The organism is Nitrobacter sp. CN101 (assembly GCF_055390255.1).
Map to the genome: position 1 here is coordinate 319,966 of NZ_AP038833.1, position 13,046 is coordinate 333,011.

A 13,046-nucleotide genomic window follows, 5' to 3' on the forward strand; every position below is an offset into this window, starting at 1 on the left:
TTTTAATTCGAGACCATGTGCAAGAAGGCTGTGTAATGACCGATTCCGACGGCAAATCAAATAATTCCGGCGATCCGGCTCCGGAGGCCGAGCCAGTGGTATCCAAGCCTTACATCATGCCCGACGATCCCGAGGAGGGGGCGGTCGAGGCACTGACCAAGGAGGTCGCGGACGCCAAAGACCGGATGCTGCGCACGTTGGCGGAGATGGAAAACCTGCGCAAGCGCACCGCGCGGGAGGTGTCGGACGCGCGAACCTACGGCATCTCGGGGTTCGCTCGCGACGTGCTGGATATTGCCGACAATCTGCAACGCGCGCTTGATGCGGTGCCCGCCGAGGCACGCGCGGCCGCCGACCCCGGACTCAAAGCCCTGATCGAGGGCGTGGAGTTGACCGAGCGCTCGCTGCACAACGCGCTGGAAAAACATGGTGTTAAAAGATTCGATCCGGCTGGCGAAAAATTCGATCCCAACGTTCATCAGGCCATGTACGAAGTTCCCGATTCGTCCATCCCCGTCGGCACGGTCGCGCAGGTCATTCAGGCCGGCTACATGATCGGCGAGCGGGTGTTGCGTCCGGCGCTGGTAGGTGTTGCGAAGGGCGGAGCCAAGGCAGCCGCGTCCGAATGAATCCGCCCGTTCGCGGACTTAAATACTGCGATGTCAGCCGACTGAATGCGCTTTAGAGCGTCTCGAGCGAGGTATGTCCTTGGGCTTGAATGCGAGAATCAAACACCACTGGCCGATATTGGTTGCTGGTCGAGTTTTGAATTCGACATTCACGCCCGGGACGCGCGTGTTAGGTGGGGCGCGAATGTCAAATTCACTCCACTAGCGCGGCCGAATACCGTCACGAACCGCGCGGAAGCGCGAAAAAGCTTCAGACCACCCATCCCGCGGCGTACTTCCGATCAGACGCATTGCCGTTTTTCCGCTGCCAAACACCAGCCACTGCACGACCGTCACTGGCGTATTCGTTCGTGTGTTAGTACCGTCGATCCGCGTTTCAAAACCGGGCGATCCGTTGATCCGCATCGACTCCGACATGGTGATACGTCCCTCACGCAGGTTCGGGATCGTGGCCGCGATATCGCGCGCAAACCTGTCCCGATCGTCCGGTCGTTCCGGGACTGAACCGATCGGGCTGATAATCATAAAGGCTTTGCTGTCGATGTCGTTTTCCGCTTCTGCGTCGGAAAGCAGGACAACTGCTCCTGGTGCCAGCGTGCGGATCAATTTGAAGGAGCTCAATTCGCTCAGCTTGAAGGGTAGCAGGCCGAGCTGCTCCTCGACCGGTACGTCCTTGCGCAAGGCGACCGTTGCGAACATCTTTCGCACCGCTTCATCGGAATAGATCTTTCCGACGTTCTCTGGCACCTGCGCTGCGACGTATCCGGAAAATGTACCGCCCGAAATCACCATTGAATAGCGCCGGACATTGTCGTCGCCGTTCTTGGCCGCCTCCACGACGAAATAACCCTGTCCGCTCGCGGTCTCGAGGCCTTGCGGCTTTTGGCCTCGAGGGTCGGCCACGTTCGATTTGGCGACGTTTTCCACGTCTCTGAAGGCGGTCACGGGGAGTTCGGCGACGATGACCTTGACCCGCTGATCCGCTGTTTCGAAGCCCGGAAATGTCTTTGCCGGGGTCAGACCTATCAGCGGAACCAGCCCGATCCGGCTGCCCGGCGCATAGACCACGTCGTCGGCGAGGGCCGGATTTGCGCCGCTCAGTATGCAAAGAGCGATCAGTACGTGCAGAAGGTGTCTCATGCGCGCTTATTGGATTTGCATTAAGGCCGTTCAATGATCGCCGGTCGGCGGTTCTGGAAGGGGATTTGGCCGCCGCCTCAAGCGCATGATTCGTCGGCAATCGGCCGAACCTCTCGTCGCTGTTGTGCGGCGACCTACCACCGTTTTGATTATGAGGCCAAGGTGTCCAGTGAGGCTGGGTTAATTATCTGCTTATTCGGGCCGTCCCTGGCTGTCCGGGATTGCAAAAGAATTGCGTTTTCATCCGGTGGAGAGTGGTCTGGTCCTTGCAGCCCCCACCCCCCCTCCTATATGAGGCTCACCGTCGCTAATCGCGAGTAATTGATATCTGGGGGTCTGGATGAGGGTGCCGCCAGGGCCTGGCCGGACTGCCGCAACAAGAAGGATATGAGGACCATGGGAAAGGTCATTGGGATCGACCTCGGCACCACGAATTCGTGCGTGGCGGTAATGGACGGCAAGGCGCCGAAAGTCATCGAAAACGCGGAAGGGATGCGGACCACGCCGTCCATCGTTGCCTTTAGCGATGATGGCGAGCGTCTCGTCGGGCAGCCGGCCAAGCGCCAGGCTGTGACCAATCCCGAGCGTACCATTTTCGCCGTCAAGCGTCTGATCGGCCGGCGGTACGACGACCCCACGGTTGAAAAGGACAAGAAGCTTGTCCCTTACAAGATCTCGAAAGCCGGCAACGGCGACGCCTGGGTCGAGGTCGACGGTAAGACCTATTCGCCGTCGCAGATTTCAGCCTTCACGCTTCAAAAGATGAAGGAGACTGCCGAGGCTCATCTCGGTCAGAAGGTTGATCAGGCTGTCATTACAGTTCCTGCCTATTTCAACGACGCGCAACGCCAAGCGACCAAGGACGCCGGTAAGATCGCGGGCCTCGAAGTGCTGCGCATCATCAACGAGCCGACCGCGGCCGCGCTTGCCTATGGCCTCGACAAGTCGAAGGCCGGCACCATCGCCGTGTATGACCTAGGCGGCGGCACCTTCGACGTGTCGATCCTCGAGATCGGCGACGGCGTGTTCGAGGTGAAGTCGACCAACGGCGATACGTTCCTGGGCGGCGAAGACTTCGACATGCGCCTGGTCAACTATCTGGCTGACGAATTCCAGAAGGAGCAGGGCATCAACCTGCGCAACGACAAGCTGGCCTTGCAGCGGCTGAAGGAAGCCGCCGAGAAGGCCAAGATTGAGCTGTCGTCGACCACGCAGACCGAAATCAACCTGCCGTTCATCACCGCTGACCAGTCAGGTCCGAAGCATCTGACGATGAAGCTCACCCGCGCCAAATTCGAGGCGCTGGTCGACGATCTGGTTCAGAAGACGATCGAGCCGTGCCGCAAGGCGCTGAAGGATGCCGGCCTGACGGCGGGCGAGATCGGCGAAGTGGTGCTGGTCGGTGGCATGACCCGCATGCCGAAGGTCCAGGAAGTCGTTAAGCAGTTGTTCGGCAAGGAGCCGCACAAAGGCGTCAACCCGGACGAGGTTGTCGCGATCGGCGCGGCGATCCAGGCCGGCGTGCTGCAGGGCGATGTCAAGGACGTGCTGCTGCTCGATGTCACGCCGCTGTCGCTCGGCATCGAGACGCTGGGCGGCGTGTTCACCCGCATCATCGATCGCAACACCACGATCCCGACTAAGAAGAGCCAGGTGTTCTCAACAGCCGAGGACAACCAGAATGCCGTCACCATCCGCGTTTTCCAGGGCGAGCGTGAAATGGCGGCCGACAACAAGGTTCTCGGCCAGTTCGATCTGATGGGCATTCCGCCCGCTCCGCGCGGCATGCCGCAAATCGAGGTGACGTTCGACATCGACGCCAACGGCATCGTCAACGTCTCGGCGAAGGACAAGGCGACCGGCAAGGAACAGCAGATCCGTATCCAGGCATCGGGAGGTTTGTCGGAGGCCGACATCGAGAAGATGGTCAAGGACGCGGAAGTGAACGCAGCCGAGGACAAAAAGCGACGCGAGTCCGTCGACGCCAAGAACCACGCTGACAGTCTGGTACACTCGACCGAGAAGGCTCTCACCGAGCACGGCTCGAAGATCGAGGAAAGCGAACGCCGCTCCATCGAGGATGCCGTCAGCGATCTGAAGGAGGCGCTGAAGGGCGACGACGCCGAGGCGATCAAGGCCAAAACCAACACGTTGGCGCAGGTATCTATGAAACTCGGCGAGGCCATGTACAAACAGCAGGCGGAGGCCGATGCGGCCAAGGACGCCGCGAAGGACGATGTCGTCGATGCGGAGTTTACCGAAGTCGACGACGACAAGAACAAGAAGTCTGCTTAAACGGCAGGGATGACCATGGCCCCGGCCCCCAAGGAGTGCGCAGCGCGTCTCGGAGGACGGGGTCATGTTTGTTTAGGTGGGACGCTGCATCCAGCGACAAGCGAATTTCTGACGCGTTGTCCGGGATAAAACGACGTTCGGGCGGAATGGACTGATGTCGACCAAGCGCTGTTACTACGAAACCCTTGAGGTCGAGCGGAGTGCGGACGACACCAAACTCAAGGCGGCCTTCCGCAAGCTGGCGATGAAATGGCACCCGGACAGGAATCCGGGCGACGCCTCGAGTGAGGTGCGCTTCAAAGAAATCAATGAGGCCTATGAAGTTCTGAAGGACGGCAACAAGCGGGCGGCTTACGACCGCTTCGGTCATGCCGCGTTCGAGCAGGGCGGCATGGGTGGCGGTGGCCCCGGGTTCGGAGCCGGCTTCGCCTCATCATTCTCTGACATCTTCGAGGACTTGTTTGGAATGGCCGGCCAGCGCGGTCGTACCGGCGGTCGCGAACGAGGCGGAGATCTTCGATACAACATGGAGATCACGCTGGAGGAGGCTTTTCAGGGTAAGACTGCTCAGGTCGAAATCCCAGTCTCGGTGACTTGCGAATCCTGCTCAGGCACGGGCGCCAAGGCCGGGACCAAGCCGAAGAACTGTTCGATGTGCGGCGGTGCTGGCCGAATCCGCCAAGCCCAGGGTTTCTTCACGCTGGAGCGCACGTGTCCTGGCTGTCAGGGGCGGGGCCAGATGATTGAGGATCCCTGTCCGTCCTGCGGTGGGTCAGGCCGCGTCAACCGGGAACGCTCGCTATCGGTCAATATTCCCGCCGGCGTCGAGGATGGCACCCGCATTCGCCTGGCCGGCGAGGGTGAGGCGGGAATTCGTGGCGGCCCCCCGGGTGATCTCTACATTTTCCTCTCGCTGGCTCCGCATGAGTTCTTCCAGCGAGACGGTGCCGATCTGCATTGTCGCGTTCCGATCTCAATGGTCACTGCCGCGCTTGGTGGAGAACTTGAGGTGCCGACCATCGACAAGAGCAAGACCAAGGTGAGGGTGCCGTCGGGGACCCAGTCAGGCCGCCGTTTCCGCGTTGCAACAAAGGGGATGCCAGTGCTGCGCTCCCGTCAGACCGGCGACATGTATGTGCAGATGGTGGTCGAAACGCCGCAAAATCTGACCAAGAGGCAACAGGATCTCTTGGCCGAGTTCGAAAAGCTATCTTCGGGTGAGACTCAACCCGAGACGGCAGGTTTCTTCACTAAGGTCAAAGACTTCTTCGGTACTCGCGCGACTCCGTAATGACCGTTTTGCTTGACCGTGTCGATTGTCGGTTGTACCTGTGTATAACTTAAGCCTGACTTCCTGCCAGTAGTGACCCACCTGGGTGCGAAATGACTTTGCAATTGTCCGCGCGTGCGTCGAAGAAGCCCCTTCGTCTTGACGATGAGGTACGCTTTCTCCGCTCGTGGATTGAAAAGCCGCTCCATATGGGTGCCGTCATGCCGTCCGGCCGCATCCTGGCACGCACGATGGCGCAGTATGTCGATGTCCGATCGACCGATCCGGTCATCGAACTGGGACCGGGGACCGGTGCGATCACAAATGCGCTGATTGAGCACGGCGTCGATCAGAAGCGTCTGGTGTTGGTTGAATACGATCCTGGTTTTTGTGCGCTGCTTCGCGACCGCTATCCGCAGGCAACGGTTGTGCAGGGTGATGCCTATACGCTGCGCGATTCGCTCTGGAACGTGCTGAGCGCACGCGCCTCGGCGATTGTCTCTGGCCTGCCGCTTGTCACCAAGCCAATGTTGACCCGGCTCAAGTTGATCCGGGATGCCTTCGCGACGCTCGCCCCCGGCGCCCCATTCGTGCAGTTCACCTATTCCGTCGTCCCTCCCATTCCCAAATCTCTCCCCGGTATTTCGACCGAAGCGTCCGAGCGGATTTGGATGAACCTCCCTCCTGCACGCGTCTGGGTGTATCGCAAGGGCTGATCTCTGCGAGCGCGTCAAGCGGACTTCTGAGCCAAAACCATATTATAGCGTTTTCGAGCGAAGTGGGATCCGGGTAGCGTGAAGAAAACGCGTCTAATCAATAGACGAAGTCTTTCACCGTTTCTGTGAAACGGGGAAAGAGAGTGATGCACTTGCTAATGTCCTTTCGAATCTGAAGTCCGCTCCGGAAGGCGCCGCACAATGAGGCAAACTTCAGATTCAGGGCACGAGCGCGGCGGCTGGTGTCCCTGCAATGCGATCGACAGTTCTGTTCGCACCGAAAATTCTCATCATTCCCGGCTCGCTTCGCACCGGCTCGCAGAATGCAAGGCTTGCCGCCGTCGTAGCCGAGGAATTTGTTCGAGCCGATGTCGAGGTCACCCGAATTTCGCTTGGAGACTTCCCGCTGCCGATCTACGACGCTGATCTACAGGCAAATTCCGGCGTGCCCGCAAGCGCCATCAACCTCAAGCAGATGATCGGGGCGCATCATGGGATTCTTATCGTGACGCCCGAATACAATGCTTCGCTGCCGCCATTGCTCAAGAATGCGATCGACTGGATATCGTGCGTACAAAGTCCGCACGAAGCACGCGGTCAGGTCTTCCATGAACGCGCGTTCGCGATCGCCTCGGCCTCCGCGGGCCGGTTTGGCGGCGCAAGATGTCTGGCTCAGTTGCGTCTGATACTTACGGCGTGCGGGGCGATGGTGATTCCCAATCAGCTGGCGCTGTCGTTCGCCGGCGAAGCCTATGATGATATGGAACGGTTGAAGCGTTCGGCGGATGCGGATGCGCTGAAAAAGATGGTACGCCAGTTGATCACCATCGCCGGGGATATGCGATGAGGCCGCGCCTGATGTGAGGCACTGCGCTGATGTAGACCTGATCGGTTGCCGCGAAACGCAGCCCCCGCTATACCCGAAGAGCATTTGAGGAGTCGTGGCTGACATGCGTTTGATCGTTGCAGGAGCAGGCGGCCGGATGGGCCGCGCGCTGGTGCGCGCGATCGCGGAAACCGGTGACGCAGTGCTGGCCGGCGCGCTTGAGGCGCCCGGATCCGAGCTGATCGGGAAAGACGCCGCCGTCCTGGCCGGACTTCCCGCCAGCGGAATCGAAGTGTCGGCAGATCTCTGGTCATTATCGGCAAATGCCGACGGTATTTTGGATTTTACGGTTCCGGCTGCGACCATCGCGAACGTTGCCGTCGCTGCCGAGCGGGGCCTGGTTCATGTCATCGGCACCACCGGACTCTCAGCGTCGGATATGGCGGTGATCCGAAGCGTGACCTCACGCACGGCGGTTGTGCAGTCGGGCAATATGAGTCTGGGCGTCAATCTGCTCGCTGCGCTGGTGAAGCGGATGGCGCAATCACTCGACGAGAGTTTCGATATTGAGATTCTCGAGATGCATCACAGAGCCAAGATCGACGCGCCTTCGGGCACCGCGCTGATGTTGGGACAGGCGGCGGCTGACGGCCGCAAGATCGGGCTGGATGAGCGCGCGGTACGCGGGCGAGATGGCCTTACCGGCGCCCGCAAAGCGGGCGACATCGGTTTTGCCTCGCTCCGTGGCGGCTCCGTGTCCGGAGATCACAGCGTCATCTTCGCGGGTCCGTATGAGCGCATAACGTTGTCGCATCACGCCGAAGACCGGATGATCTTTGCCCATGGTGCGTTGAAGGCCGCGAAGTGGGCGCGCGGCAAGGCGCCCGGGCTTTATTCAATGGCCGACGTGCTTGGGTTGGGCGTTTAGAATTTGAGAAACGGAGCAGGCAGAATGAGCGAACGTCTTCTGGTGCTCGTGCGTCACGGCCAGAGCGAATGGAATCTGAAAAATCTGTTCACTGGCTGGAAGGATCCGGATCTGACGGATCTTGGCGTGACTGAAGCGAAGGATGCAGGGCGCAAGCTGAAGGGGCAGGGCTTTGTTTTCGACGTTGCCTTTACCTCGACCTTGATCCGCGCCGAGCACACGCTCGACCTTGTGCTGAAGGAATTAGGCCAGACCGGAATTCCGGTCAGGAAAGATCAAGCGCTGAACGAACGGGACTATGGCGATCTTTCGGGTCTCAACAAGGACGAGGCTCGCAAGAAATGGGGTGACGAACAGGTGTTGATCTGGCGCCGCTCGTATGACGTGCCTCCGCCCGGCGGCGAGAGTTTGAAGGACACGCTGGCGCGTACGCTGCCGTACTTTGTGCAGGAGATTCTGCCGTGCGTACTGCGCGGCGAATGTACGCTCGTCGCGGCGCACGGCAATTCGCTGCGCGCGCTCGTCATGGTGCTGGAAAAACTATCGCAGGAGCAGATTCTCAAGCGCGAACTGGCAACCGGTGCGCCGGTGATCTATCGGCTCAATGCCGATGCGACAGTGGCCTCGAAACTTGATCTCGCGGCCTGATAAACTTCATTCTCGAGTCTTTTCGTCGCTTCACGGAACCAGTGAAAGACTCCAGCTTTTTGATTTGACGCATTTTCTTCCCGCGAACCGGAACTCCCCGTCGCTCGAAAAGGCTATAGGCCGATCTGTCCGGCTTCCCACCCCAGCATTGCTTGCTTGCGGGTGAGTCCCCAGTGATACCCGGTCAACGCGCCACTTTTGCCGAGCACGCGATGGCAGGGCACGACGAACGATACCGGGTTCTTGCCGACGGCGGCGCCGACGGCGCGCGAGGCGTTCGGGCGATCGACATTGGCAGCAATGCTCGAATAGGTCGTGGCCTTTCCCATGGGAATCCTGAGCAGGGTTTGCCAGACCCGAACCTCGAAATCCGTTCCGATCAGAACCACACGCAGCGGCTGATCTGCTCGCCAGAGCCTCGTATCGAACACGCGCTGCGCCAGCGCACCGGTGCGACCGGCATCCTCGACATAGGTTGCATTGGGCCACCGCCGCTTCATGTCGGCCAGCGCGGTCTGCTCCTCGCCTGGGTCGGCGAAAGCGAGTCCGGCGAGTCCACGGTCGCTGGCAATCACGATCGCGATGCCGAAGGGCGAGGGATGAAAGCCGAAAGCGAGCTTCATGCCGGAGCCGCCATTCTTCCATTCGCCGGGTGACATCGCTTCATGCGTGACGAACAAGTCGTGCAGGCGCCCCGGACCGGAGAGTCCGGAGTCGAGGGCTGCATCGAGCACGCTGGCGGAATTGCGCAACAGCCCCTTGGCGTGGTCGAGCGTCAGCGCCTGCATGAACAACTTCGGAGTCAGGCCTGCCCAGCGCCGGAACAGATGATGCAGTTCGTCGGACGTCACTCCAGCGGAGTCAGCCATCGCCGCGATGGGAGGCTGCGAGCGCCAGTTTTCCGAGATGAAGGCGATAGCTCGCCGGACGGCGTCGTAGTCGCGCAATGCGGCACCCGGCGCGTCCGTGATGCAAGAATCACTCGGAGCGAGATTTTTCGTGAGCGTCATCATGGCCAAGATGTAGAACGGCTGCCGTCTCGCGGCCACCCGATTTACCGCGGCCCTCAGGTCGCCAGATTGTAGGTCGGTCCGCGTTTTGCGAGCTGGAGCGCTGCTGATAAGGCTTTAACGAAACTCAACTTCTCGTCCGGACCAAGAAAACTTGCGATCGAGATGCGGCGGCCGCGCGAAACCAGATAAAGCCGCTCAATGCCATATTCCTCGTGGATTTTCTGGTCGAGATGCACCCACAGCGGATTGGAAACCCACTCGACGATGTGACCGCGGTGACTGGTGCGGCGCACCCGCAACTCGTAATGGGTGATGGAGATTTCCTCGGTCGCTTGGGCGCGCCGGAAGCTGACGCGGAAAGCCCAGTAGATGGCGAGGACGTCGAGACCTAAAAAGCCGAACACCGGCCAGGCGCCCATCATCAGGAATATCATTCCCGCGACAAAGCTTCCCACGGTCACAATCGTCATCATCACAAGAAACCCGGTTTGAGACAACGAGCGATGGGGCGTTAGCAGCGCTGAAAACAGCGTCTGTTCGGGCAACTTCGGACCAGCCTGGTTATGGTCTAATGTCATTGGAAATCCACTATACCACGATCATGTCCAAAAACACCCGCCACCCCGTTGCAAGGCTGAAGCCCGCTGGCGCCGGGACCGACAAACCACCCTCGAACAGCCCTGCGGCGAATTCTCGGCAGCAAAAAACCGCTGCGGCGAAATTGGAGCCGCTCCCGGCGGCAAAGAAAAAGAAGATCGGAAAACCGGCGGGGCCGATCTGCAAGGCCAAGCAGCCATCCAGGGCGTCGCAGGGGTCCGCGGTGCTCTCGCCACCCCTTAAGCCCTGGACGCCGGCCGAAGTCCGCGAAGCCTTTGTGCGCTTCCGCAAAGCCAATCCCGAGCCCAAGGGCGAGCTCGAGCACCTCAACCCCTACACGCTGCTCGTCGCCGTGGTGCTGTCGGCTCAGGCGACCGACGCCGGGGTCAACAAGGCCACTCGGGCGTTGTTCGCTATCGCCGACACGCCAGCCAGGATGCTGGCGCTCGGGGAGGAGAAGGTCCGCGACTTTATCAAGACCATCGGGCTCTATCGCACCAAGGCGAGAAATATCATCGCGCTCTCGGAAAAACTGCTTGCGGAGTTTGATGGCGAGGTTCCGCACAGCCGGGCAGGGATCGAATCGTTGCCCGGCGCGGGACGCAAGACCGCCAATGTCGTGCTCAACATGGCCTTCGGGGAGCACACCATGGCGGTTGACACTCATGTTTTCCGCGTCGCCAACCGCACCGGTATGGCGCCAGGCAAGACGCCGCTTGACGTCGAACTTGGGCTCGAGCGCGTCATCCCTCACGAATTTATGCTGCATGCGCATCACTGGCTGATCCTGCACGGACGTTACACCTGCCTTGCGCGATCGCCGCGCTGCAAGGTGTGCCTGATCAACGACCTGTGCCGTTGGCCCGAAAAGACGATGGAGGACTCACGGTCATAGTCGTCCTGCTTTGCAGATACCTATATTCTCAACAGTAACAAGATACCCCGCACTAAGTTCCCGTGAATTCGGATCGGCAGCGCATGCCTTCGCGAAAAAACGAAAAGGCCCCGGCGGCGAACCGGGGCCTTTGACGTGAGGTAGGACTTTTTTGCTGCGCTTATTTGGTGTCGGTGCGCTGTTTCAGCGCGGTGCCGAGGATGTCGCCCAACGTCGCGCCAGAGTCGGAAGAGCCATACTGCGCGATGGCTTCCTTCTCTTCGGCCACTTCGAGCGCCTTGATCGAGACCTGCACCTTGCGGGCCTTCTTGTCGAACTGGATGACACGGGCATCGACCTTTTCGCCGACGGCGAAACGCTCGCTGCGCTGGTCGTTGCGGTCCCGCGCCAGTTCCGAGCGCTTGATGAAGGTCTGGAACTCGGTGCCGGAAATCTGCACCTCGATGCCGCCGTCCTTGACCTCAAGCACCTCGCAGGTGACGACCGCGCCCTTCTTGACGTCGCCCGGTTCGGCAAACGGGTCGCCCTCGAGCTGCTTGACGCCAAGCGAGATGCGCTCCTTCTCGACATCGACGTCGAGCACGACGGCCTTGACCATGTCGCCGCGCTTGAAGTTGTCGATGACCTGCTCGCCCGGCTGCTTCCAGTCGAGGTCGGAGAGGTGGACCATGCCGTCGACATCACCCTCCAGGCCCAGGAACAGGCCGAACTCGGTCTTGTTCTTGACCTCGCCCTCCACGGTCGATCCGACCGGGTGCTTCTCGACGAATGCCTCCCAGGGATTGCGCATGGTCTGCTTGAGGCCGAGCGAGATGCGGCGCTTGACGCTGTCGACCTCGAGCACCTGCACCTCGACTTCCTGTGAGGTCGAGACGATCTTGCCCGGATGCATGTTCTTCTTGGTCCAGGACATTTCCGAGACGTGGATCAGACCCTCGATGCCCGGCTCCAGCTCCACGAAGGCGCCGTAATCGGTGATGTTGGTGACGCGGCCGGTGAAGCGGGCGTTCAGAGGATACTTCGCTTCGATGCCCTGCCAGGGATCGTCGAGCAGCTGCTTCATGCCGAGCGAGATGCGGTGGGTCTCGTGGTTGATCTTGATGATCTTGACCTTCACCGTCTGGCCGATCGCCAGCACTTCGGTCGGATGGTTGACGCGGCGCCAGGCGATGTCCGTGACATGGAGGAGGCCGTCGATGCCTCCAAGATCGACGAAGGCGCCGTAGTCGGTGATGTTTTTCACCACGCCGTCGATCACCTGACCCTCTTCGAGGTTCTGCACCAACTCTTGTCGCTGTTCGGCGCGGGTCTCTTCCAGCACCGTGCGGCGGGAGACCACGATATTGCCGCGCCGGCGATCCATCTTGAGAATCTGGAACGGCTGCGTGTTGTTCATCAGCGGACCGACGTCGCGAATGGGACGGATATCCACCTGGGAGCGCGGCAGGAAGGCGACGGCGCCGTCCAGATCGACGGTGAAGCCGCCCTTGACCTGATTGAAGATGACGCCGTGCACCTTCTCGTTATTCTGGAATGCTTTTTCGAGCTTGCCCCAACTTTCCTCGCGGCGCGCTTTGTCGCGCGACAGCACGGCTTCGCCGAGCGCGTTCTCGATGCGATCAAGGAACACCTCGACCTCGTCGCCGACCTTCAGGGCGCTCTCGCGACCGGGTCCGGAGAATTCGCGCAGCGCCACGCGGCCTTCAGTCTTGAGGCCGACATCGATGACGGCCATGTCCTTCTCGATCGCGACCACCTTTCCCTTGATGACGGAGCTTTCCTGCAGGCTGCCGCCAGCGAAAGACTCATCGAGCATCGCGGCGAAATCGTCACGGGACGGATTGAGGGTATCAGTCGAAGCCATGTGTTCTCCAATGCGGGGTACTTGCCGGCCGTTCGGGTTGATGTGCGTTTCGCGCGGGAAGGGTCAGGGTCCGCAGTCCTGACGACCGTCGTGCAGAGAGCAACAACGGGCCGGCAGAAGCCTTCACGATCGAGACGATGATTTGGTCCGGAGCCTGATACGAGCGATCAATCGTTAGGACGATCGACATGGAGACTGAGCGGGACGTTCCTCCAATGGCGGCGG

General features: G+C 60.4%; 12 protein-coding genes. 8 read left to right on the top strand and 4 right to left on the bottom strand.

Annotation, left to right across the window (positions count from 1 at the left end):
- Window positions 1-35: 35 nt before the first annotated feature.
- Window positions 36-629, top strand: coding sequence for a nucleotide exchange factor GrpE (gene grpE / locus ACZ5IL_RS01425; protein WP_464594711.1), 594 nt, complete (start codon window positions 36-38; stop codon window positions 627-629).
- A gap of 201 nt (window positions 630-830) precedes the next feature.
- Here grpE and ACZ5IL_RS01430 read toward each other — a convergent pair whose 3' ends face one another.
- Window positions 831-1,769, bottom strand: coding sequence for a hypothetical protein (locus ACZ5IL_RS01430; RefSeq protein ID WP_464594713.1), 939 nt, complete (start codon window positions 1,767-1,769; stop codon window positions 831-833).
- Window positions 1,770-2,165: 396 nt separating this feature from the next.
- Here ACZ5IL_RS01430 and dnaK point away from each other — a divergent pair, with 396 nt between their 5' ends.
- From dnaK to ACZ5IL_RS01460, 6 genes are all read left to right on the top strand, one after another.
- Window positions 2,166-4,064, top strand: coding sequence for a molecular chaperone DnaK (gene dnaK, locus ACZ5IL_RS01435; RefSeq protein WP_464594714.1), 1,899 nt, complete (start codon window positions 2,166-2,168; stop codon window positions 4,062-4,064).
- A 154-nt stretch (window positions 4,065-4,218) separates the two neighbouring features.
- Complete coding sequence (gene dnaJ / locus ACZ5IL_RS01440) at window positions 4,219-5,355, top strand: molecular chaperone DnaJ (protein WP_464594716.1); 1,137 nt, start codon at window positions 4,219-4,221, stop codon at window positions 5,353-5,355.
- Between the two features lie 92 nt (window positions 5,356-5,447).
- The gene (locus ACZ5IL_RS01445; RefSeq protein ID WP_464594717.1) at window positions 5,448-6,050 is read left to right on the top strand and encodes a class I SAM-dependent methyltransferase; all 603 of its coding nucleotides are present in this window, start codon (window positions 5,448-5,450) and stop codon (window positions 6,048-6,050) included.
- A gap of 268 nt (window positions 6,051-6,318) precedes the next feature.
- The gene (locus tag ACZ5IL_RS01450) at window positions 6,319-6,897 is read left to right on the top strand and encodes an NADPH-dependent FMN reductase (RefSeq protein WP_079445291.1); all 579 of its coding nucleotides are present in this window, start codon (window positions 6,319-6,321) and stop codon (window positions 6,895-6,897) included.
- A 94-nt stretch (window positions 6,898-6,991) separates the two neighbouring features.
- On the top strand, window positions 6,992-7,804 hold the full coding sequence (gene dapB, locus ACZ5IL_RS01455; protein WP_079445215.1) for a 4-hydroxy-tetrahydrodipicolinate reductase: 813 nt from the start codon (window positions 6,992-6,994) through the stop codon (window positions 7,802-7,804).
- A gap of 24 nt (window positions 7,805-7,828) precedes the next feature.
- Window positions 7,829-8,452: a 2,3-bisphosphoglycerate-dependent phosphoglycerate mutase gene (locus ACZ5IL_RS01460; protein ID WP_464594719.1), complete on the top strand. Its 624-nt coding sequence runs from the start codon at window positions 7,829-7,831 to the stop codon at window positions 8,450-8,452.
- Between the two features lie 113 nt (window positions 8,453-8,565).
- Here the strand turns inward: ACZ5IL_RS01460 and ACZ5IL_RS01465 are convergent, their stop codons facing one another.
- Together ACZ5IL_RS01465 and ACZ5IL_RS01470 are read right to left on the bottom strand one after the other, a co-directional pair.
- Complete coding sequence (locus ACZ5IL_RS01465; protein WP_464596973.1) at window positions 8,566-9,465, bottom strand: methylated-DNA--[protein]-cysteine S-methyltransferase; 900 nt, start codon at window positions 9,463-9,465, stop codon at window positions 8,566-8,568.
- Between the two features lie 53 nt (window positions 9,466-9,518).
- Complete coding sequence (locus ACZ5IL_RS01470) at window positions 9,519-10,043, bottom strand: DUF2244 domain-containing protein (protein ID WP_464594720.1); 525 nt, start codon at window positions 10,041-10,043, stop codon at window positions 9,519-9,521.
- Between the two features lie 23 nt (window positions 10,044-10,066).
- On the opposite strand from ACZ5IL_RS01470, the gene nth reads away from it, so the two are divergent.
- Window positions 10,067-10,957 (top strand): endonuclease III, encoded by an 891-nt coding sequence (gene nth / locus ACZ5IL_RS01475; RefSeq protein ID WP_464594722.1) that lies wholly within the window; start codon window positions 10,067-10,069, stop codon window positions 10,955-10,957.
- A gap of 160 nt (window positions 10,958-11,117) precedes the next feature.
- On the opposite strand, the gene rpsA is transcribed toward nth, so the two are convergent.
- Entirely contained in the window at window positions 11,118-12,821 is a 1,704-nt protein-coding gene (rpsA, locus tag ACZ5IL_RS01480; protein WP_464594724.1) for a 30S ribosomal protein S1, read from the bottom strand.
- Window positions 12,822-13,046: the final 225 nt, after the last annotated feature.

What these genes read in the sequence shown, in the direction of transcription:
- grpE (WP_464594711.1), top strand. Translation starts at nt 36, where the DNA reads ATGACCGATTCCGACGGCAAATCAAATAATTCCGGCGATCCGGCTCCG.
- ACZ5IL_RS01430 (WP_464594713.1), bottom strand. Translation starts at nt 1,769, where the DNA reads ATGAGACACCTTCTGCACGTACTGATCGCTCTTTGCATACTGAGCGGC.
- dnaK (WP_464594714.1), top strand. Translation starts at nt 2,166, where the DNA reads ATGGGAAAGGTCATTGGGATCGACCTCGGCACCACGAATTCGTGCGTG.
- dnaJ (WP_464594716.1), top strand. Translation starts at nt 4,219, where the DNA reads ATGTCGACCAAGCGCTGTTACTACGAAACCCTTGAGGTCGAGCGGAGT.
- ACZ5IL_RS01445 (WP_464594717.1), top strand. Translation starts at nt 5,448, where the DNA reads ATGACTTTGCAATTGTCCGCGCGTGCGTCGAAGAAGCCCCTTCGTCTT.
- ACZ5IL_RS01460 (WP_464594719.1), top strand. Translation starts at nt 7,829, where the DNA reads ATGAGCGAACGTCTTCTGGTGCTCGTGCGTCACGGCCAGAGCGAATGG.
- ACZ5IL_RS01465 (WP_464596973.1), bottom strand. Translation starts at nt 9,465, where the DNA reads ATGATGACGCTCACGAAAAATCTCGCTCCGAGTGATTCTTGCATCACG.
- ACZ5IL_RS01470 (WP_464594720.1), bottom strand. Translation starts at nt 10,043, where the DNA reads ATGACATTAGACCATAACCAGGCTGGTCCGAAGTTGCCCGAACAGACG.
- nth (WP_464594722.1), top strand. Translation starts at nt 10,067, where the DNA reads ATGTCCAAAAACACCCGCCACCCCGTTGCAAGGCTGAAGCCCGCTGGC.
- rpsA (WP_464594724.1), bottom strand. Translation starts at nt 12,821, where the DNA reads ATGGCTTCGACTGATACCCTCAATCCGTCCCGTGACGATTTCGCCGCG.